General features: G+C 33.7%; 15 protein-coding genes. 9 read left to right on the top strand and 6 right to left on the bottom strand.

All coding sequences use genetic code 11. The features are described from left to right. Nucleotides 1–20 precede the first annotated feature (20 nt). Nucleotides 21–1,928, top strand: coding sequence for an acetate--CoA ligase (gene acs / locus F0000_RS08010; RefSeq protein ID WP_149624193.1), 1,908 nt, complete (start codon nt 21–23; stop codon nt 1,926–1,928). Between the two features lie 439 nt (nt 1,929–2,367). Here acs and F0000_RS08015 read toward each other — a convergent pair whose 3' ends face one another. Further along, nucleotides 2,368–3,453: a M42 family metallopeptidase gene (locus F0000_RS08015; RefSeq protein WP_149624194.1), complete on the bottom strand. Its 1,086-nt coding sequence runs from the start codon at nt 3,451–3,453 to the stop codon at nt 2,368–2,370. A 106-nt stretch (nt 3,454–3,559) separates the two neighbouring features. On the opposite strand from F0000_RS08015, the gene F0000_RS08020 reads away from it, so the two are divergent. Continuing rightward, nucleotides 3,560–4,276, top strand: coding sequence for a DUF4294 domain-containing protein (locus F0000_RS08020; RefSeq protein ID WP_149624195.1), 717 nt, complete (start codon nt 3,560–3,562; stop codon nt 4,274–4,276). Nucleotides 4,277–4,305: 29 nt separating this feature from the next. Here the strand turns inward: F0000_RS08020 and F0000_RS08025 are convergent, their stop codons facing one another. Beyond that, nucleotides 4,306–6,606 (bottom strand): DNA topoisomerase 3, encoded by a 2,301-nt coding sequence (locus F0000_RS08025; RefSeq protein WP_149624196.1) that lies wholly within the window; start codon nt 6,604–6,606, stop codon nt 4,306–4,308. Between the two features lie 665 nt (nt 6,607–7,271). On the opposite strand from F0000_RS08025, the gene aroC reads away from it, so the two are divergent. Then, the gene (aroC, locus tag F0000_RS08030; protein WP_149624197.1) at nt 7,272–8,336 is read left to right on the top strand and encodes a chorismate synthase; all 1,065 of its coding nucleotides are present in this window, start codon (nt 7,272–7,274) and stop codon (nt 8,334–8,336) included. Nucleotides 8,337–8,441: 105 nt separating this feature from the next. Beyond that, entirely contained in the window at nt 8,442–9,764 is a 1,323-nt protein-coding gene (locus F0000_RS08035) for a dicarboxylate/amino acid:cation symporter (protein WP_149624198.1), read from the top strand. A 25-nt stretch (nt 9,765–9,789) separates the two neighbouring features. Here F0000_RS08035 and F0000_RS08040 read toward each other — a convergent pair whose 3' ends face one another. Continuing rightward, complete coding sequence (locus tag F0000_RS08040) at nt 9,790–10,671, bottom strand: LysR family transcriptional regulator (RefSeq protein WP_149624199.1); 882 nt, start codon at nt 10,669–10,671, stop codon at nt 9,790–9,792. 99 nt (nt 10,672–10,770) lie between these two features. On the opposite strand from F0000_RS08040, the gene F0000_RS08045 reads away from it, so the two are divergent. Together F0000_RS08045 and F0000_RS08050 are read left to right on the top strand one after the other, a co-directional pair. After that, nucleotides 10,771–12,234 (top strand): aminotransferase class I/II-fold pyridoxal phosphate-dependent enzyme, encoded by a 1,464-nt coding sequence (locus tag F0000_RS08045; RefSeq protein ID WP_149624200.1) that lies wholly within the window; start codon nt 10,771–10,773, stop codon nt 12,232–12,234. Between the two features lie 76 nt (nt 12,235–12,310). Further along, on the top strand, nt 12,311–12,706 hold the full coding sequence (locus tag F0000_RS08050; RefSeq protein WP_149624201.1) for a hypothetical protein: 396 nt from the start codon (nt 12,311–12,313) through the stop codon (nt 12,704–12,706). 282 nt (nt 12,707–12,988) lie between these two features. Here the strand turns inward: F0000_RS08050 and F0000_RS08055 are convergent, their stop codons facing one another. Together F0000_RS08055 and F0000_RS08060 are read right to left on the bottom strand one after the other, a co-directional pair. After that, entirely contained in the window at nt 12,989–15,886 is a 2,898-nt protein-coding gene (locus tag F0000_RS08055; protein ID WP_149624202.1) for a T9SS type B sorting domain-containing protein, read from the bottom strand. Nucleotides 15,887–16,487: 601 nt separating this feature from the next. Next, a complete protein-coding gene (locus F0000_RS08060) occupies nt 16,488–18,761 on the bottom strand; it encodes a choice-of-anchor L domain-containing protein (RefSeq protein WP_149624203.1) in 2,274 nt (757 codons plus the stop codon). 1,026 nt (nt 18,762–19,787) lie between these two features. Here F0000_RS08060 and F0000_RS27655 point away from each other — a divergent pair. Next, nucleotides 19,788–19,961, top strand: coding sequence for a hypothetical protein (locus tag F0000_RS27655; RefSeq protein WP_188112052.1), 174 nt, complete (start codon nt 19,788–19,790; stop codon nt 19,959–19,961). Between the two features lie 799 nt (nt 19,962–20,760). On the opposite strand, the gene F0000_RS08065 is transcribed toward F0000_RS27655, so the two are convergent. Then, the gene (locus F0000_RS08065) at nt 20,761–21,171 is read right to left on the bottom strand and encodes a thiol-disulfide oxidoreductase DCC family protein (protein WP_149624204.1); all 411 of its coding nucleotides are present in this window, start codon (nt 21,169–21,171) and stop codon (nt 20,761–20,763) included. Nucleotides 21,172–21,332: 161 nt separating this feature from the next. Between F0000_RS08065 and F0000_RS08070 the strand changes: the two genes are divergently transcribed. Beyond that, nucleotides 21,333–21,971 (top strand): porin family protein, encoded by a 639-nt coding sequence (locus F0000_RS08070; RefSeq protein ID WP_149624205.1) that lies wholly within the window; start codon nt 21,333–21,335, stop codon nt 21,969–21,971. Nucleotides 21,972–22,074: 103 nt separating this feature from the next. After that, complete coding sequence (aroQ, locus tag F0000_RS08075) at nt 22,075–22,488, top strand: type II 3-dehydroquinate dehydratase (RefSeq protein WP_149624206.1); 414 nt, start codon at nt 22,075–22,077, stop codon at nt 22,486–22,488. Nucleotides 22,489–23,298: the final 810 nt, after the last annotated feature.

Raw genomic sequence — 23,298 nt, forward strand, 5'->3', positions numbered from 1 at the left:
TAAAAATAGGATTAACCATAATGAGTAATTATCACATAAAGCATCTCGAAGAATATTTTCAGGTTTATAGAAAATCTATACGTAATCCAGAACTTTTCTGGAGTGAAGTAGCTGAAGAACATTTTTTATGGAAGAAGAAATGGGAAGCAGTATTAGATTGGGATTTTACAAAACCAGAAGTAAAATGGTTTGAAGGTGCTAAGCTGAATATAACAGAGAATTGTATTGATAGGCATTTATACGTTCGAGGAGATAAAACTGCGATTTTATTTGAACCTAACAATCCTAATGAGCCTGCAGAACATATTACCTATAAACAATTACACGAACGGGTATGCAAATTCGCAAATGTTTTAAAAGAAAATGGTATAAAAAAAGGAGATAGAGTCTGTATTTACCTTCCTATGATTCCGGAGTTAGCAATATCTGTATTGGCTTGTGCAAGAATAGGGGCAATCCATTCTGTGATTTTTGCAGGGTTTTCTTCTACGGCATTAGCGACAAGAATAAACGATTGCCAGGCAACTATGATAATTACTTCAGACGGATCATTCAGAGGAGCAAAAACTATTGACCTGAAAAGTATTGTAGATGATGCCTTAGAAAAATGTCCGACCATTGAAACCTCACTGGTTGTAAAACGTATCAATACAGAGGTAGTAATGAAAGAAGGAAGAGATAAATGGCTTCAACCATTACTAAATGAGGCTGATAAAGAATGTGTCCCCGAGATTATGGATGCAGAAGATCCGCTATTTATATTATATACTTCCGGGTCTACGGGTAAACCAAAAGGAATGATGCATACTACCGCAGGATATATGGTATATACGGCCTATAGTTTTAAAAATGTTTTTCAATACAAAGAAGATGACATCTATTGGTGTACAGCTGATATCGGATGGATAACCGGACATTCATATATTGTATACGGACCTTTGGCAAATGGAGCGACTACCGTCATGTTTGAGGGTGTTCCTTCATATCCGGATTTTGGACGTTTTTGGGAAATAGTTCAAAAACATAAAATAACTCAGTTTTATACGGCTCCCACCGCAATTAGAGCTCTGGCAAAAGAAAATTTGGATTACGTTACAAAGTATGATTTATCAAGTTTGAAGGTGTTGGGTACCGTAGGAGAACCTATTAATGAGGAAGCATGGCACTGGTATAATGATCATGTAGGGAAAAAAAAATGTCCTATTGTTGATACCTGGTGGCAGACAGAAACCGGAGGGATTTTAATTTCGCCAATACCCTTTTCTACACCAACAAAACCTACCTATGCCACGTTGCCAATGCCAGGGATACAGCCAGCATTAATGAATGAACAGGGTAAGGAGATAAAAGGGAACCAGGTAGAAGGTAGATTGTGTATTAAATTTCCCTGGCCTTCTATGGCGAGAACTATTTGGGGAGATCATAAGCGATACCGCGATACTTATTTTGCAGCATTTAAGAATACTTATTTTACCGGTGATGGAGCATTCAGAGATGAGGTAGGTTATTATAGAATAACAGGTAGAGTAGATGATGTCATTATAGTTTCCGGACATAATTTGGGAACGGCACCGATTGAAGATGCAATTAATGAGCACCCTGCGGTGGCAGAATCAGCTATTGTAGGTTTTCCTCATGATATAAAAGGAAATGCATTATATGGATTTGTAATTTTAAAAGAAGTAGGAGAATCCCGGGATCGTGATAATTTAGGAAAAGAGGTGAATCAACAAATAACAGAGCGTATTGGTCCGATCGCTAAATTGGATAAAATTCAATTTGTACCAGGCTTACCAAAAACGAGAAGTGGTAAAATTATGCGACGTATTCTTAGAAAAATAGCATCAAAAGATACCTCTAATCTTGGCGATACAAGTACGTTGCTTAATCCAGAGGTGGTACAAGCTATTATTGATGAAGCCTTATAATAGTAATAAAACCATAATTGAACCTTGACTTTATTCATAAAATATACTTCTGGAAGACAGACAGTATTTAGATTTCTATAATAAGCTTTTAAAAAGGAGCATAAAATAAAACCTCACGATTATGAGGTTTTATTTTATACGATTTACGGGTGAGAATTTCGTAAAAATAATGGCAAGGATTTTTCGCTAGATTGATGAATTAAATTAAAGAATAGCCATAGCTATTGTTTCATTTTATGAAGAAAATATAGTAGAAAAAGAATGTCATTAGATGCGAAATTTTTATTCGTAAATCGTATTATTTCTATTTTATAATTACCCATTCAAATTTACTTTTTTTGAATGCTGAAGAAAAAACACTTTTTATGTAAGTAATTCTAAATTAGTAATGGTATTAGAAAAAATTTAAGATTTTGTTTTAGATGTTGATTTAGGAATATCAAAAATAACTAAAAGTATTGCCCGCTTTGATATTCAATAAACTTTCATAAATCAAACGAATTACATTTTCTACATCATCTCTGTGTACCATTTCTACAGTAGTATGCATATATCTTAGTGGTAACGATATTAGTGCAGAAGCTACACCTCCATTACTATAGGCAAAGGCATCAGTATCAGTTCCTGTCATTCTGCTAGATGCCATTCTCTGAAAAGGAATTTTTTTCTTTTCTGCAGTTTCAATTAATAGTTCACGCAATCTGTTTTGTACAGCAGGAGCGTACGATATAACAGGACCATCGCCAATTTTAGTTTCTCCCTGCGTTTTCTTTTCAATCATAGGCGTGGTAGTATCATGACAAACATCTGTTACGATCGCTACATCTGGTTTGATGGTATGCGTAATCATTTCTGCACCTCGTAAGCCGATCTCTTCTTGTACTGAATTCGTGATATACAACCCAAAATCAAGAGTGTCCTTATTTTCTTTTAATAAACGAGCAACTTCTGCAATCATAAAACCACCCATTCTATTATCTAATGCTCTGCAAACGAACTTATCTTTATTAAGGACAAAAAATTCATCTGGATAGGTAATTACGCAGCCTACATGAACACCTAGTTTTAATACTTCTTCCTTAGTATTACATCCTACATCAATACAAATATTCTCCAGTGTAGGGGCTTGTTCTTTTGATCCTTTACGAGTATGAATTGCCGGCCAGCCAAATACACCTTTTACAATTCCTTTTTTGGTGTGTATATTCACTCGTTTAGAGGTTGCAATCTGATGATCACTACCGCCATTTCTGATGACATATATGAGTCCATTATCGGTTATGTAGTTTACATACCACGATATTTCGTCTGCATGCCCCTCAATAACGACTTTATATTTTGCTTTTGGGTTTATAATACCTACTGCCGTTCCATAAGTATCCGTGATGAATTCATCAACATATGGTTTAAGATAATCCATCCATATTTTCTGCCCTTCCCATTCATATCCGGTAGGAGCAGGATTGTTTAAGTATTTCTCAAGAAAAGTTAAAGACTTTTTATTTAATATGCTTTTTTTAGCCATTTATAATTGTTTTTTCACGAAGTTAGTAATATTCACATAGATTTCACACTTAGCAAAAGGTTTATTGTTAATTTTGGAACTATTTTAGAAGATCATAATATTAGTTATGCTAAGACAATTGTTGTACATATTACCGTTTATTTTTTCTGTATCGATTTTTTCTCAAAAGAATGGTGATAAAGTGGTTGATTCTGTTAAGGTTGATACTGCGGGCTATGTTCAATACTATATCATAGAGGGAGATACAATTCCTCATGAAGCAATCGATCTTGACGAAGTAGTCATATTAGGGCGATTGAAGTTTAAAGATAGACTGGCAAGAAGAAAGTATTTGATCCTGAGAAGAAAAACAAGAAAAGTATATCCATATGCAAAATTGGCAGCAGACAGATTGATTTCTCTGAATGAGAGATTAGAAAATATAAATTCAAAAAAGGCTCGTAAGAAATATGTAAAGATGCTACAGAAGTATATGGAGGAAGAGTTTACGGCAGAACTCAAAAAGATGACCAGAACTGAAGGTCAGATTTTGGTAAAACTCATTCATAGACAGACAGGGCATACGATGTTTAAACTGGTTAAGGATTATAGAAGTGGATGGAAAGCATTTTGGTATCATAAAGCAGCAAAGATTTTTAGTATTTCATTAAAAGAAGAGTACGACCCTATTAACGTAGAAGAAGATTACTGGATAGAAGATATATTGCAGAGAAGTTTTCAATCTAATGTATTAGAAGAACAGAAAACAGCTTTAGACTTTAGTTTTTATGATTTGCGTAATAAGTGGACAGATACAATCAAAGCAGCAGCGATAAAGGATTAACTTCAAAGGTTGAATGTGGTAAAATAATTCTAAGTAATTCCTTTTAAAATAGAGTATACGAGTGCTTTGGATAAAGTTTTTCCAGCAGCTTTATTTCTGACGGTTTCAAAAGAAAATCTAAAATCACATCCATTTTTAAATTCGCTACATCCATATGCCGTTTTTCCTTTTAAGATATGTCCGGTGTCGCATTGAGGACAAGACATCTTATCAGAAACACGAGAAGGTTTTGTTTTTGTGAGATCCTTCTTTTCTTCTAAGATGAGCTGATAACTAGCATCAAGACGCACTAAACCTTCTGTTATACCTATTTCAGTTTTAAAACCTTTAAGATTGACCGTGCATCCTTTTTTGAGTAGCCGTATATATTGTTTCTCTGATATTTTTTTATCCATAAAATAAAACGGAAGCTGAAAATCACATCCTTTTTTGAATGCTTTACAGCCATAAGCAGTTTTTCCTTTTAAGATTGTTGCTTTTTGGCATTTAGGACATTTGAGCGCAGTAATACCATCATTCGGTTTTTTGGATGTTTTTTTAGATTCCTTGGGAATTGCATGTGATATATTGGCGCGTACTTTTTCGGTCCTTACCTCATACACCAGATGATCTACCATTTGTTTCATGCTTTTTATAAAAGTTCCTGCGTGATGCGTACCTTTTTCAATCTCCTTTAATTGCTTTTCCCATCTTCCTGTTAATTCTGCAGAGGTTAATAGCTTATTCTGGATAGTATCTATTAATTGAATACCTGTAGCCGTAGGAAGGATTTGTTTTTTATTACGTTCTATATAAGTACGTTTAAAAAGAGTTTCTATAATATTAGCACGGGTAGAAGGTCTTCCTATACCATTTTCTTTCATCAATTCCCGCATTTCATCATCGTCAACCTGTTTTCCGGCAGTTTCCATGGCTCTTAGCAAAGTAGCTTCAGTAAACTGCTTAGGAGGTTTGGTTTCTTTTTCAAGAAAAGAAGGCTCATGAGGTCCTTTTTCTCCTTTTATAAAATTAGGAAGCACTCCTGTTTCTTTTTTTTCAGGGAGATTGGGAGTTTCAAAAACGACACGCCATCCTTTATGCAGAATGACTTTTCCTGTAGTTTTAAACGAAACGTCGGCTGCTTTACCAATAACGGTCGTATTGGCTACCTTACAATCATCATAGAATACGGCGATAAAACGTTTTGCAATAATATCATATACCTGTTTCTGATTATATTGTAAATTCATGTGTTCGCCAGTAGGAATAATAGCATGGTGATCCGTAACCTTTTTGTCATTAAATACCTTAGCAGATTTTTTAATCTTTTTATCTAATAAAGGCTTGGTCAAACTATGATAATCTACTAATTTTTGTAAAATCCTGGGAACTTTGGGATATACATCGTTTGGCAAAAACGTAGTATCTACTCTAGGATAGGTTACAATCTTCTGTTCATATAATTTCTGAACAATTTTTAAAGTCTCATCAGCAGAAAATCCAAATTTTGTATTGCAATAAACCTGCAGCCCTGTAAGATCAAATAGTTTTGGAGCGTATTCTTTACCTTCTTTTTTGGTAATAGAGATAATTTCAAAATCACTTTCTTTTACCTTGTTTGCCAATAGCGCTCCTTCTTCTTTTTTTAAGAAACGTCCTTCTTCATAACTGAAGGTTGTATCTCTATATAATGTCTGTAACTCCCAATAAGGTTGAGGTCTGAAATTCTGAATTTCCTTATACCTGTTTACAACCATAGCCAAACTCGGAGTTTGCACTCTGCCTATCGATAATACCTGTTTATATCCTCCATGTTTTACAGTATATAATCGAGTCGCATTAATTCCCAGCAGCCAATCACCAATTGCTCTGGAGAACCCAGCATAATATAGATTATCATATTGTTTAGAAGATTTTAGGTTTTTAAAACCTTCTTTTATAGCCTCTGTTGTTAGGGACGAAATCCATAAACGCTGTATTTCTCCGGTATATGCTGCCTGATGGATTACCCATCGCTGGATCAATTCTCCTTCTTGCCCTGCATCCCCGCAGTTGATAACCAGACTGGCTTTATCAAATAAAGATTTTATGATATTGAATTGTTTCTGGATTCCAGGATTATCAACCACTTTTGTCTTAAACTTATCAGGAAGCATCGGTAGATTATTAAGATCCCAGCTTTTCCAATAAGGTTTATAGTCTGTTGGTTCATATAATGTGCATAGATGCCCAAAGGTATAAGTTACTGCATATCCATTACCTTCATAATATCCATCATGTTTGATATTTGCTCCCAGAACAGCAGCTATTTCTCTAGCAACACTTGGTTTTTCGGCAATGCAGACTTTCATAAATATGTTATTTATTTGCCCGAAAATTACGGAATTTTAAAATTACGAATACTACCGCCCTCAAATGATATTATCGAAGTGGTTTACACTTTTTTGATTCAGGCGAAAAATAGTATTTTTTTAATCAATTGAAGTGTTTTTTGTACTTCACAGCAGCGTTACGAAGTAAGAAAAAGACAAGAATTGAGTGAAAAAAGACATTTTTATAGCGAATTGAAAAAAGTTTAAATCACTTCATCTACTAAAATTATTTCTTTTTGTCCCATATTTCAAAATAAAACACGTCAATAGTGCTGCGACCTCTTAATTTTCTTTATCGACTGAATCAAAAATAATTAAATTCAGTTAACAGTACTATTGTCTGATGCTTGTATAAAAAGATATTTATAAGCATTGTTTTTTCTAATTTGGGCGTGACCACAAGGGTCGGGCTATCCACTTTTACGCCTCGCACCTCCTGATGTCGGGCTGTGGGGTAACCGTTACTATCCCTCACGCATACTTTTGAGGTTATTACAGAAAAAACAGCAATTTTTATATTTATTCAAAAAATAGCGTCTAAATCCAGGATAGATTGTTTTTTTTAAACAGAAACATTCGTTTTTCTATGAAATTACTACTCCCTTTTTGAAGATTAACAAGTACATTTGTTAAAAATTTTTTTAATGGCAGGAAATACATTTGGAAACCTATTTAAGGTAACCACTTTTGGAGAATCTCATGGAGTTGCAATAGGCGGGATCATTGATGGATGTCCTTCTGGAGTAAAATTAGATTTAGAAGCGATACAAGCAGAATTGGATCGCCGCAAACCAGGGCAGTCTGCCATTGTTACCCAGCGTAAAGAACCGGATACTGTAGAATTTTATTCAGGAATTTTTGAAGAAGTGACTACAGGAACTCCCATCGGTTTTGTTATTAAAAATGCGAACCAAAAATCTAAAGATTATTCTCATATAAAAGATTCCTACAGACCATCACACGCAGATTATACCTATGATCAAAAATATGGAATACGAGATTATAGAGGTGGCGGACGCTCATCAGCTCGAGAAACTGCGAGTAGAGTGGTAGCTGGGGCGATTGCAAAACAGGTGCTTTCTGGAATCTCTTTTAATGCCTATGTAAGTGGAGTAGGAGCAATAAAACTGGATACACCGCATACAGAATTAGATTTTTCGTTAACCGAAAGTAATATCGTACGTTGCCCGGATACCGAAAAAGCTGCAGAAATGGAACAGTATATTAAGCAGATACGAAAAGAAGGAGATACGGTAGGAGGCATCGTAAGTTGTGCTATTTCTGGGGTGCCTGTTGGTTTAGGCGAACCAGTTTTTGATAAATTACATGCAGAATTAGGCAAAGCTATGCTATCAATCAATGCCGTAAAAGGATTCGAATATGGTAGTGGTTTTGAGGGAGCAGCATTAAAAGGGAGTCAGCATAACGACCTTTTTAATCCAGATGGAACGACAAAAACAAACCTTTCTGGAGGTATCCAGGGAGGAATTTCTAACGGGATGGATATCTATTTTAATGTAGCGTTTAAACCTGTAGCGACGATCATGCAAGATCAGGAAACTATCAATAAGGAAGGTACTATGGTAAATATGCAAGGTAAAGGACGTCACGACCCATGTGTAGTGCCCAGAGCAGTGCCCATTGTAGAAGCAATGGCAGCGCTAGTCATCGTTGATTATTGGCTTATGAACCGTACAATAAAGAAGTAAACTATAGAAATATAGTTAATATAACGGTAATCTTAGTAAGGTTACCGTTTTTTTATATTTAATTTATACCTTCGATTTTTTGTATCCAAAAACTACATAATTCACATGAAGAAGCTTGCATTACATTGGCAAATTATGATCGGAATGATCACTGGGATCATATTCGGATTTTTAATGACACAATTTTCCTGGGGAAAAGGATTTACAGGAGATTGGATAGCACCCTTGGGAACTATTTTTGTAAACCTTCTGAAATTAATAGCTGTTCCCTTGATTTTAGCTTCATTAATTAAAGGGATTTCTGATCTAAAAGATATTTCGAAATTTAAAGCCATTGGCGGTCGCACTATTATTATTTATATTTTGACAACCGTTATTGCGATTACCATCGGATTAGTACTAGTTAATCTAATAAAACCAGGTAATGGTATTACATCAGAAACGATTGAAAAATTAACAACAGAATATGCGAGCAGTGCTAAAATTTCAGAGCGTATTGCAGAAGCAGGCAGACAAAAAGAAAGTGGACCGTTACAATTTGTAGTGGATATGGTACCACAAAACGCAATGGCTGCTATGAGTAATAATAAGCTGATGCTTCAGGTAATATTCTTTGCGATATTTCTAGGGATTTGTATGCTTTTGATCAAGGAAGAACAATCTGAGCCATTAAAAAAATTCTTTGATAGCCTCAATGAGGTTGTACTTAAAATGGTCGATCTCATCATGCTTACAGCTCCCTATGCCGTATTTGCCTTGTTAGCAAATGTAGTAGTTACTTCAGACGATCCTGATATCTTGCTAGCGTTATTGCGATATGCTGGTGTCGTAGTCTTTGGATTAGCTTTAATGATTTTGTTTTACTGTGTTTTGGTGTCTGTCATTACAAAAAAATCTCCATTATGGTTTTTAAAACAAATCAGCCCGGCCCAGTTATTGGCCTTTTCTACAAGTTCTAGTGCAGCAACACTTCCCGTTACTATGGAAAGAGTAGAAGAACATATTGGTGTAGATAAAGAAGTTTCTAGTTTTGTATTACCAGTAGGAGCTACTATTAATATGGATGGGACTAGTCTATATCAGGCCGTAGCTTCTGTTTTTATTATGCAGGTATTATGGCCGGAAGGATTAACTTTTAGTAATCAGCTCACTATTGTATTAACTGCATTACTGGCTTCAATTGGTTCTGCAGCCGTTCCCGGTGCCGGGATGGTGATGTTAGTAATTGTTTTAGAAGCTATTGGTTTTCCGTCTGATAAACTACCTATTGGATTAGCATTGATATTTGCTGTAGATAGACCATTAGATATGTTGCGTACTACTATTAATGTAACAGGAGATGCTACTGTTTCTATGATTGTTGCCAAATCTGTTGGGAAATTAGGAAATCCCAAAGTAAAGGATTGGGATGATAATTATACTGGCTGATTTTTGTTATAGGTCTAAAACGTCGTCAATGACCCTTCCAGTTTTTTAATAACTCAAAAAGAGCAGGGTATTCTTTCTCTCGTTCCTGATCCCACATCATGGTAAGTTTTGCTTTTTGTTTGATATTTTTTAATTCTATACTTTTTATCGGAAATTCATGATCCCGAAGAGAAGAAATTGGTTCCAGAGAAATACCAATACCAGCTTCTACCAATCTAAAACTTGTGCTGGCAGAATCTGTTTCATGAACTACTTTTGGTTTAAAACCAGCATCTGTGCATATTGATTCTACAATCTGTACATAGTTGGGACCATCAGTTCTAGAGGGAAAAATAAATTCTTCTTTAGAAAAAATAGAGAAATTCTGATAGTTTTCCTGATTCACAGGATGTTTTTTAGGTAATAAGATTACAAAATTATCAATATGAAGTACTTTGTGTTTTAAATTACCGGGAACCAGAGGATTTGTAGCAAAACTTATATCTAATTCACCTTGCTGTAATGCCCAATACTGATCATGATTATTCATCTCTTTTAAAATGGTTTTCAAACCGGGCATCTGTTGATGCATAGTTTTAAGAATTTTGGGTAAAATGGTTTGCATAATAGAATGAGTAAAACCGATTCTTATTTCACCAATTTGTCCATTGTGAATGTATGCTGTGTGTTTTGATATTCTTTCTATTTGTGTAATAAGCTTATCAGCTTCTTTTACAAAGTATTGACCAGCTTTGGTAAGTATTACATTCCGCTTATTTCTCTGAAACAATAATGCGCCTATTTCACGCTCTATTTGCTTTATCTGCCTGCTCAGAGCAGGCTGAACAATATTTAGTTCTTCGGCAGCCCGGGTGAAGTTTAGTTTATCTGCCAGAACCAATATATTTTTTAATTGTTGTATATTCATTTATGCATTTTTGTTATTAATATATCAAAATTAAGTATTTTTTATTATTAATAAAGCTGCTTAACTTTGATGAATTAGAAAAACTAAAGAGTAACAGATATGAAAGATGTAGTTGACAATTATGAGGTGTTAAAAAAGGTATACGATCCGTCTGATTTCAGGAAATTAGGACATCAGGTGATTGATTTATTAGCAGACCATTTGGAGAAGGTTCAATCGGATATAGAGCAACCAGTACTGAAATACAAAACACCTACTGATGAACTTAAATATTGGCAGGAAGACTTTTCTTCTTCTGATTCTGAAATGCTGGATTTTTTTAAGAATATAATAGCGCATTCTACTCATGTACACCATCCCAGATGTATGGGGCATCAACTGGCAGTTCCTTCTTTTATAGCAGCTTTATCCGGATTGGTATCTGATTTACTAAGTAATGGAACTGGAGTTTATGAAATGGGAATGGCATCAAACGCGCTAGAAAAGATTGTAACAGATTTTGTCGCCGGGTATATTGGTTATGATGAACACGCATCAGGGTTTCTGACCTCTGGCGGGACATTAGCAAATCTGACGGCGCTATTGGCTGCCCGAAAAGCAAAAGCGCCGAATGCTGTCTGGGAAAATGGTCATCAGGAAAAGTTAGCAGTCATGGTATCCGAAGAAGCACATTATTGCATTGATCGCGCCGCAAGAATATTAGGTTTTGGGAGTGAAGGTATTATAAAAGTACCCGTAAATAATTCTTTTCAGATAGAAACCACTCTTTTAGAAACATATTTACAAAAAGCAAAAGCAAAAGACATACGTGTGATAGCTGTTATTGGTTGTGCTTCATCTACTGCTACGGGTTCTTATGATGACTTAAATGCATTAGCAGATTTTGCAGATAAGAATGATTTGTGGTTTCACGTAGATGGCGCACACGGAGGAGGAGTTGCATTTTCTAAGCAGTATTCATACTTAGTCAAAGGTATTAATCGTGCCGATTCTGTAGTTATTGATTTTCATAAGATGTTAATGATTCCAGCACTAAACACTGCATTAGTTTTTAAGCATGGAGAGAATTCATATAAAACTTTTCAGCAAAAAGCTCAGTATTTATGGGATTCACAGCATTCTCAAGAGTGGTATAATTCAGGGAAGCGTACTTTTGAATGCACAAAATTGATGATGTCTGTCAAAGTCTATTCTGTTATAAAAATGTATGGAAAAGATATTTTTGAGAAAAATATTGACAGGCTTTATGGTTTGGCTAAAACCTTTGCTGCCATTCTCTTAGAACAAACTGATTTTGATCTGGCGATTACCCCTCAATCAAATATCATTAATTTTAGATTTATTGGTAGTAAAGCAGGTTTGGAAGAAATCAATCTTCTCAATGCTACCATACGCGATACTTTAATTGAATCAGGGGCATTTTATATTGTACAAACAATGATAGGAGGAAGGCGTTATCTCCGGACAACTATTATGAACCCAATGACTACCGAGACAGATTTTATTACACTTTTGGATAGAATAAAGGATATAGTTTCAGAATTAAAAAAGGGATATCGATAAGAATTAACATTTAATAACGCAACATGTAAAGATGATCGTCATCTAGTAGTATATACAAACTATTATATTTATTAAGATGAATCGTATTTATATTTTATTGCTTTCAATCATACTCGTAAGTTGTAGTAATGATGATGATAGTCAAAGTCAAACGAGTGCTCTAAACGGCGAATGGAATTTAGTAAATATCACCGGGGGATTTATAGGAATGGATCAGGATTTTGAGAAAGGAATCATCGTTTGGAATTTTAATGAGTCTACCCAAAAGGTAACTATTACTAATAATAGTACAATAGATGGAGTATATAATGGCTTGCCATCTGGAACTTATCCATATGCAATAAGTGCACCAGCAGATGCAGATGAACTTATTGTAAATGAAAATAGCTTAGGTTTTTTAGAATTAACTTCTAATAGTTTTTCTGTTAGCGAACAGTTCGGAGATGGGTTTACGATAAAATTTGAAAGATAATATACATTAGTATGATCATTTTTTCTTTAGGAGCTACTAGAGAAAAAAAGTTTAAAACAATTTCGCTAATACTCAATAGTGTTAGTATACGGATTTAATGTTAAACCTGGCTTGTCTCAATTTTTTTATAAACTAACTTCATTGAACAAGCCCAATCAGACAGTGATTGAGCTGTAAGAAAATAGGTATGCGCCAAAACGTACATACCTATTTATCTATCTATAAACAACTTTTCTCTCATTACTTTACAAATAAATCTTTCCTTACACTTCATTAATTCACTTATCTGATTAAAGTAAAATGGCTGCGATATTTTTCAGATCTGTCTTTTAGCTCTGCAGTAAACCAGTAATCTGTAGCAGGTAAGGGAACACCTTTATAAGTTCCATCCCATCCTTTTTCATTAGGATCTAATTGTTTTAATAATTTTCCATATCGATCAAAAATATAGATATCCATCGCAGGTATTTCAAAATCGCCAATTACATTCCAGAAATCGTTAAATCCATCATTATTAGGTGTGAAAAAATTAGGAAAACCTAAGACAAATATTATTTCCGTAATAGCACCACAGTCATTACCACCAGAGACCGTTACTTCATGGACACCCAGGGAAACATTATCAAACCTGTTACTTTCCTGAAAAGCACCTCCATCCAAAGAGAATTCAAAAGGTCCTTCTCCAGTTACATTTGCTAGAATTCCATTATTTTGAGAAAAGACACCTTCTGTTAATGATAATATTAAATTTTCGGGTCCACTATCAAATACTACAGTAACTGATGCTTCTTCCGTACAGCCAGAGGTTATATCCGTATATAATACATCATAGGTTCCGGGTTCTCTAGCAGTAATCAGAGGAGCCACTTCTCCTGTTATTGGGACACCTTCGAGCATCCAAACAAAAGTATACTGAGTAGCATCCAGTTCAGTAGTAATGATTGGGTACTCAAATCCTTCTACAGGAGCTCCATTTTGATCAACGCAGATAGTTTTTGGATTGTCTAATGTTATTTGAGGGCAGCTACAATCAGGTGTCATTACTGTTAATGTAGAAGAGCAGGAAGCAAGGTTGGTAGCATTTGCAGTAATTTCAATAGCGGTTCCTTGTGGGATGTTAAAAATTCTATTGCCATCAGAATCAACCTCTCCAGCAGTAGTTGTTATATTACTTTCAGTATCTACATCATAGATTACTTCATAAGTAGTATCAGTACAGTTCGTGCTGATGAGTGTTATTGTGGGCAATACTACCGTATTGACAGTTACAGTTGCCTGATCTGTTCCACAATCATTTTCTGATGTTACAGTATAAGTATATACTCCTGCGGTATCAGTTGCAGGATCAAAAACACCTGCTCCACTTGTTAGTAGTGGATCCCAGCTTCCTCCAGTATCTGGTGTGCCTTCTAATATGGTAAAAAGATCTATGGTCGTATCATTCGCACAAATATCTATAGTTCCAGGCTCTCCCGCATTTAGGATAGGGGTGACAGTTACTGTTACAGTTGTTTCATCTGTACCACAATTATTTTCTGATGTGACCGTATAGGTATATACTCCAGCGGTATCTGTTGCAGGATCAAAAACACCTGTTCCACTTGTTAGTGGCGGACTCCAGATTCCTCCAGTGTCTGGTGTGCCACCGATAATCGTAAAAAGATCTGTAGTTGTTGCATTCGCACAGATATCTACAGTTCCGGGTTCTCCAGCATTTTGGATGGGAGTAATGGTAACAGTTACAGTTGCCTGATCAGTATTACATTCTCCAGGCGTTGAATCGAATGAGTATGTATATACTCCTCCAAGGTCTACTGCAGGATCAAATACTCCGGTACCACTAGTTAAAGCTGGAGTCCAGCTTCCTCCGGTATCCGGTGTACCTCCTAATATTGTAAATAAGTCAATGCTGGTAGCAGATTCACATATATCTATAACACCATCAGTTCCGGCATCAGGAGCTGTTATATAGGTAACAACAACATCAGCAGAATCAGGATCAGGACACAAAGTGCCTATAACGGTGTAGGTATATGTGCCAGGAGGATCAATTGCAGGGTCAAAAACTCCAGTTCCGCTTGTCAATGTAGGACTCCAAGTTCCACCAGTTGATGGCATATCACCCAATAGTGTAAATAGATCGATGGTAGTGGTACTACCAGCACAGATATCCAGAGTTCCATCCGCTCCTGCATTAGGGGAATCAGTACCTGTAACATCTATATCATCGGTTAATGTAACAAGATCTCCATTACAATTAGTGTATATAATTTCGGCAGTATAGTTAGTATCTACTGTAGGACACACATTAATAGTTACAGTATTACCTATGTTATTTCCAGCATCATCAAACCAATTGATTTCATAGTTTGGGTCTCCATTAGGAGTAAACCTCCAGGCTTCATTAGTTGTTTCCCAGGGGCTGTCAGAAGTATTTCTTCCAGGAGGCACATATGCAATATCTCCGGGGTTATTCTGAATACCAATTACCGCATTACCCTGATTCCAGGTTGTACAAAAAGGTTTATCTTTTACATAAACTTCTATGACATTAGTAGTTTCATATAAAACAATTTGAGAGGTTGATTCAAATGCAACACAACTAGGGTCAAAATGAGTTAGATTGGCATAGGATACAACAAATGTTCTACAAGGAGAAGTACCTGTTAATTCCCAGGCAATTTCGGGATTCGAACCAAGAATTGAGGGGTCAATGTCATGACCTACCCCAAAAATGTTGGCTTCTCCAAGTGCAGGAATTACATTATTAGGTATATCTTCATCGAATTGCCATTCGTTTGTAAGGTCTACTGGTTCTATCTCTAATCTTAGTACACCATTGGATCCAACCTGAATTTGGTTATACGTATCTCCAAAAAAACAAAAATCAAATGGTAGGTCTATGACATCAGACCATATGTCATCAACGCCTATTCCTATAGGGTTGGCCAATCCTGTAAAAGGAAATGGAGGTGCATATGTAATTGAAGAAACCTGGTATGAATCGGTCAAACCTGTCTCTAAAAATGTGGCTGTTAAGTCAGCGCATTTATTATCACAGTCTGTTGTTGTATCACCATCAATATTTATATTAGGACAACCTGGAGCTTGAGAAAAACAATGAACCCCGGTAAAAATTAAAAAAAATAAAACGCTGTAATTTTTTAGAAATTTTTTCATCGGATATCTCTTATAAATTTTACAGGAATGACTGTTTTATTAAAGACTGAGGTCATAGGTTTTAAAGATGTCTTAGAGATGTTTTGTTTTAAAATGATTGGATTTTTCATAGGAATTAGTTTGGTGAAGTGTTGTTCTTTGTTTCAGAAAATGCTATTGGATAATAATCAAATTCATTGACTGATGAGATGGTGTTCTTAATCTCGAATAATGGTTAAATAAAGCTAAAATGGTTTAATATGAACTTACTATTTGTTCCTTGTTGATGTCAAACCTAAAAATATCAATGTTGACTATATTGCTATTGTAATAGATGACTTCGGGTTCAGTATTTCTACATTTGTAGTACTTAATAATTATTTTTATACCAGTTTGATTTTATAAGTATAAAAGTGATTCTAAGAATACCTGACTAGATTAACTTATGTAAGATTTTCGTGAAAAAGGTGGTTGAATTGTAGGCATAAAGAGATTTTTTAGAGATTTTTGTTTTAATTAATATTGGGTTGATTAAATTATTGGTATTATTAGGTTTATATGTGGTTTGTTATGATATTTTGGTTTGTTTCATAAAAAGTATTTCTGGTTATTTGATGATTCATTATCTTATTAATGTAAAATGGCTACGGTATTTTTCTGATTTATCTTTTAGTTCTGCCGTAAACCAATAGTCGGTAGCAGGTAGGGGGACACCATTATAGATCCCATCCCATCCCGTTTCATTAGGATCTAATTGTTTTAATAATTTACCATATCTATCAAAAATATAAATATCCATTGCAGGTATTTCGAAATCACCAATTACATTCCAAAAATCATTAAATCCATCATTATTAGGTGTGAAAAAATTAGGAAAGCCAAGGACAAGTATACTTTCTGTAATAGTGCCACAATTATTGCCACCAGCGACAGTTACTTCGTGGATACCCAGGGAAACACTATCAAACCTGTTACTTTCCTGAAAAGCACCTCCATCTAATGAGAATTCAAAAGGTCCTCCTCCGGTTACATTTGCTATAATTCCATTATTTTGAGAAAAAACACCTTCTGTTAGTGTCAATATTAGATTGTCAGGACTTTTATCGAATACTACAGTAACAGAAGCTTCTCTCATACAGCCAGAAATCGTATCATTATATGATACAGTATAGGTTCCGGGTTCTCTGGCAGTAATGAGAGGAGATGTTTCTCCTGTCATTGTAACTCCTTCAAACGTCCAGATGAATGTGTATTGGGAAGCGTCCAGTTCAGTAGTAATAATTGGGTACTCAAATCCTTCTATAGGAGTTCCATTTTGATCAACGCAGATAGCTTGTGGATTATCTAGTATTATTTGAGGACAATCACAATCGGGAGCCTGAACTGCTAAAATGGAGGAGCAGGAGGTAAGGTTGGTAGCATTTGCAGTAATTTCAATAGCAGCTCCTTGTGGGATATTAAAAATCCTATTACCATCAGGATCAACCTCTCCTGCAGTAGTTGTTATATTACTTTCTGTATCTACATCATAGATTACTTCATAAGTAGTATCTGTACAGTTCGTGCTGATTAATGTTATCGTTGGTACTTGTATTGTAGTAACGGTTACAGTCGCTTGATCTGTTCCACAATTATTTTCTGATGTTACTGTATATGTATATATTCCTGCAGCATCTGTTACAGGGTCAAAAACACCTGTTCCACTTGTTAGTAGTGGATCCCAGATTCCTCCAATATCCGGGGTGCCCCCCAAGATAGTAAAAAGGTCTATAGCGACATCATTCACACAGATATCTACAGTTCCGGGTTCCCCTGCATTGAGAACAGGAATTATAGTGACTTGTATAGAATCTTCAAACTCTCTGCCATCATCTCTTACAATAACACTATAAATACCACCTTGACTAACCGTGATAGTAGAAGAAACTTCACCTATGATAGGAACTCCATCCAATAGCCATTCATAAGTTTCCATACCAGAAAAAGGATCATCTACAGATTGCGCAGTAAGTATTTCCTCTTCTCCTTCGCACATAGAAAAATTTAACTCAGATCCTTCTTCATCAACAATAACCACATTGGAATTAGTAGCAAATCCTCTAATAAATACGGCTGAGTCTAATCTATTATCACCTCGATCTGCAATGATTATTTTGATTGTGTACGTTTCTCCTGCAATTACACTGGTTTCTGTAAGAAGAATATCTGTATATCCATCAAACTGTACAACACCAGTATTATTAGCATTTGAGTTACTAATGTAAAATTCTGGAAAAAAATTTGTTCCTGTTATCTCAGTACCGCAAGAAAAAGAATCGTCGTGGATGGATCCGGTATTTACAATAATATTATTCGAACTAGGAACGGCAGCAATGTTCTTTCCACCAAAAGCAGTACCAGAATCATTGTTTATTCCAGGGCCTTTGATTAAAAAAGCAAAACCATCTCTAAAATTATTATCACATTCAAAATCATTCTCATATTCTTCAGATCCAAAAATAAAATCAAACTTTAGCGTATTACCATCAGGAATAAAATCAAATTGAAATATAGTTGCATCAAATGTCTCTACGACATCTCCATTTACATCATTAAGAATAGTTTCCAGGTCATCATCACCAGGCCATTCTCCTTCTAGTATAGATGTAAAGCCAGCTTGATTATTAGGTCCTTCGGATCTTTTAGCACTTCCTGTAGATAGTAAAATACCTTCATCAAATGGGAATGTACTTGTTCCTTTCTGGAAATATCCCCAACTCCTCTTATCCAGATCTCCAACTCCGTCTGGACTTTCAGTTACGATAAGAGATGCAGGGTCAAAGGTTATTCCTCCATTCACTAATAAAACTTGTTGAATTAATTCTGCAGCACCCAGATTAGATGCGGGATTGCCCATAGGATTCACCTCAATTGATTGAGCATTAATACTGTGAAAACATATTAAAAAAAATAAAGATAGTATTTTTAGAGTAGTTTTTTGATTCACAATTGGTTAGGTGATGGTTGATTATAAAAGCTAACGTGTTTCCTTAATTATTTAGTATTCAAAATTTATAATAGATGATTATGTACGCTTGTAGTTATTTTCATATTAAAAGTTATTTATATATTGTATTTTTCTATTTAGATGCTTTTTGTAGATTAAAAATTACTTTTCATCTGTGGTTACAAAGGTGTATTATGAAGTTTAACTGTTAAGATTTTATGATTTATTTATGATATTTTAAATTTTCGTTTTATTTATGCATTTTTTTTGATAAAAAGAGAGTAGGCTTTAAAAGAATTAAGATAAAACGGATTTAATTTTTAGAATGTAATTTCTAGATTTTGGTTAATCATCATCACGCACTTTTTTAAGTACTACAGTACTTCGGTTTTTTCATTTCTTTCTGCATACAATATTTTAGTTAAATAATTATCATTTAAAAATTAACTATAATTTTTAAAAATAGGTTTATTATCAATTTCAGCACATAACTATTAAAATAGATAGATTATACTAGCATTCTTTGATTAAAAGATTGGTGCTAAAAAAATATGATACATTATTTTAGTCATTAAGCAAGTAATGTATACTATATTCTTGAATGGTCATCCCATATTTTTTATTTTGTTCTGGAGTTTTTTATCATTATTAATAAATTTTGTAAAGAAATAATAGCACATAAACAGATTAATGGTTTTAGTTTTTTTATGCAGCCGTACTGTGTGTAAATATAAATATAAAACCTATTCTTTCCATTGAAAAAAAAACAAAAAAAACCCTCTTTTTTGGGGAATTTAGAATATATTTAGTGTTTAACTCTACTAAAATAGGGGGAAAACCCCTGTATGATTTTTAGCTAAAGTACCCTTAATTTGTATGGAGTATATATATACTTTTGAACCACACAAGTTTGATAAAATTTAAAACAATAAATATATGAAACGGCTTTTTCTACCCTTAGCTTTAATTTCATTTTCAATAATATGTCTGAGTATTGTACATATTGATAATATGAATAAATTAGATATTGAATCTAAAAAATTAAAGAAAAATTATAAAACCAATTCTCTTACAGATGCTGAAATAGCAGAAAATCAATCTAATATTTAATAGTTAAAAGATAGTGGTAATATATACTCAATTAGTGATATAATATATTAGTGTATAGTTTCTGATTGTAGCCTTATGTAGCCTGATTATCATGTATTACTGTTTTGTCAATGTTATGAATTATTATCATTGAAGAAAGTTTTGGGGGAACAATAAAATAGTAAATACTTGGTAGGTTTTGTAAAGCCGTTTTGCATATTGCAAAACGGCTTTCTATTTTGAAATAAAAAAATATGTATACGATTCTATAAGTTAAATATATTGATTTTTAGTGTTTTAGGTTTATTGTGTATTTCTATTTCTTTTTATTTATCTACGAATTCTAAATAAACGTCTACGAATTCTAAAATCACTTTTTATTAACGTAAAAACAGGGCTACTTTTATACCGTAGTTTAATTACGGTTTTACTTACAATAACCCTCAAAATAAAGATTATGAAACGCTTGGTATTGCCTGTGGTATTAATTTCGTTTACAGTAATTTGTTTATGTTTTGTACACATTGATAACATAAATAAATTGGATAAAGAATTAAATACAATACAGAGCCAAAAAGAATTTAAGCTTGACTCTAGAAATGTCCAAAACCAGTAAATATAAATTTAACATAACTTAACTAATTTTGATTAAACCTCTAAATGACCTGAAAGATACACCGTTGTTTTTTTACATCACTATGAATTGTTTACATAGCCCCATGCTACGGAAATATTTAATAATGCAGTAAAATGTATAGGTATATTTCAGGAAATTTTAGGGGTTCAATCTACTTATATAGATTGAACATTTATCTAATAATTATTCGATAAAAAGAGATTTCAGTTCAGGAGTTGGAATCACACAACTTTCTCTTTTTCCAAACCATTTATATCTGTTTTTGGCTATTATATCATACACAAAATCTCTTAAGAATTTAGGGAAGAAGAGAAAAACAGAGAATAACGGATAACCACCAGACAGCTGTTTTGCAATATGCAAGGCAGCTGTTGATTTATGATAATAACCTACTTTGGGATCAATTAGAAGTATCGAATCTAGTTTTGAGGTATCAATGTTTAATTCTTTGGCTAGTTTAACACCCACTTCACTTTGCAAGGAAGCATACCTGAATACAGTATTCTTATCTCTTTTTATAATAAAATTAATAGCACCATTACATAGGTTGCAGACGCCATCAAATAATATAATCTTTTTCCCATTTTCTACCATAGTACAAAGATACTAAATAATGAAAAGTTTAGCGATACGATTCTTTTGGCTTTTCGATAGTAGCAGAATGCTATTTTTAGTTTTTCATTTGCCAGTTAGTCGTTATCAAAAATTAAACTATTTTTGGGCATAAACTCATTTCGATATAAAACTTAGTATACATGAAACAAAAGTTTTTAATTTTAGGTGTATTGCTATTCATTTCTAACTACGCAATGTCTCAAAAAATAGATGATCAAGAACCTTTGTATGCGCGTGCAGGTTTTAAAGGAGGTGCCAATTATACTAATATTACAGGAGATACAGATGGAGCAGAAGGAAGGGTAAGAGTGCATCTAGGTGTTGTGGTAGAATATCCGATTTCCAGAAATTTTTTATTACAAGCAGAGTTGTTATATACAGCGCAAGGATATAAAATCGAAGTAGAAGGTGAGGAACAGAAAATAAACCTAAATTATTTTACATTACCCCTGCTGGCAAAATTTCATATAACGAATCCTTTAAGTATAGAATCTGGACCGCAGGTAGGTTTATTAAACGGAGCTACAAATGATGCTGTAGAAAATACAGATGTTTTTTTTGATTCTTTTAATAGCTTAGAATTTAGTTGGGCTTTTGGAGCTGGTTATAAATTAAAAAGTGGTTTATTTTTTCAAGTACGTTATAATATCGGTTTGACCAATATCAATGATACCGCAGTGATAAATATTATTAATAATAATGCGGTGGCTCAGCTATCAATAGGATATCTTTTTAAAACCGAAAACAATCGACGAATTATACAAGAGTTCACAGAATAAAACTACGTTCTTTGGAGTAATTTATCATTAATATACTTTTAGATTTTTTGGTGTTAAAATGCTATTAATTACATTTGAACTTAATTAAAAAAATAAAAAACAGGTGAAGCTTCTGATACTTAATGGTCCAAATTTAAATCTACTGGGTAAACGAGAACCTGGTATTTATGGAAATCAAACTTTTGAAGAATTCTTTAATGAATTGAAAATGAGATTTAGCGATATTACCCTTGATTATTTTCAATCGAATATAGAAGGAGTATTGATCACTAAAATTCAGGAAGCTGATGATTTATACGATGGGGTTGTTCTTAATGCCGGTGCATATACGCATACATCAATAGGTATTGGCGACGCTATAAAATCAGTCTCGGTTCCTGTAGTAGAAGTACATATCTCTAATACCTTTGGAAGAGAAGCATTTAGACACCAATCATATATATCACCAAATGCAAAAGGTGTTATTCTGGGCTTTGGTATGGAGAGCTATGTATTAGGAATTCAAAGTTTTTTGTAAGATATATATGTTATAATTATAGTCAAAATTCTAGCATTTAGTGTTTTATGTTGGATTTGTTGACTATTCTATCCTTGTTGTTTATACCATTTTTGCTTTAAAATTACCCAAATAAAATACAGTTGCTTTTTCTTTAGGCAAAAAAGAAAAGTTCAGTATAGCCTAAGTGACAGTTAATTTTTATTTTGAAACATAAGGGGAAAAGAACAAATTTTAGTGGTTGATTTTAAGGTAGAAATGGTATTAGAACGATATATCTAAGAAATTTAAAAAAAATTGATACTCTTTAACAAGGCATCCTGAATTTTTTTTTTACTAGAATCTAAAAGTTTAAATTTTCTCAAACCATCTATTGTTTGAATTTACCGTAAGGAATATCAAAAATCTATTTTTATAGATGCATATTCAGAAATCATCATACGATTTTTCTTCAAAAAAAAAGGATAGTTAAAAAAGTGTGATGTTATTTTGACTCAAAATAATGAATACTTACTTCTACTATATCAAATCTGACAAAAATTTAATGCTTAGTATAAAATGATATTTGTCATTTGCTTTTATAGGTTTGGAGTTCCAAAATTTACATTCAGTAGAATTACGCTCAAATAATCAATATAACTGGTATATAAAGTATGCTGATTGCTCTCTTTTAACATCAGTGTTTATTTCTCTTTCCTTACAAAATAATGGTATTCCAGAATCATAGATGATAAAAGTAAGACCTGATAAAAGTCATCTTTTAAAAAGAAAACATATACTAATTTTGACTGTAGAAATTAGAAAAACATACTATTTCTCAAAGAGTTGTAA

The organism is Aquimarina sp. RZ0 (assembly GCF_008370685.1).
Classification (GTDB): domain Bacteria; phylum Bacteroidota; class Bacteroidia; order Flavobacteriales; family Flavobacteriaceae; genus Aquimarina.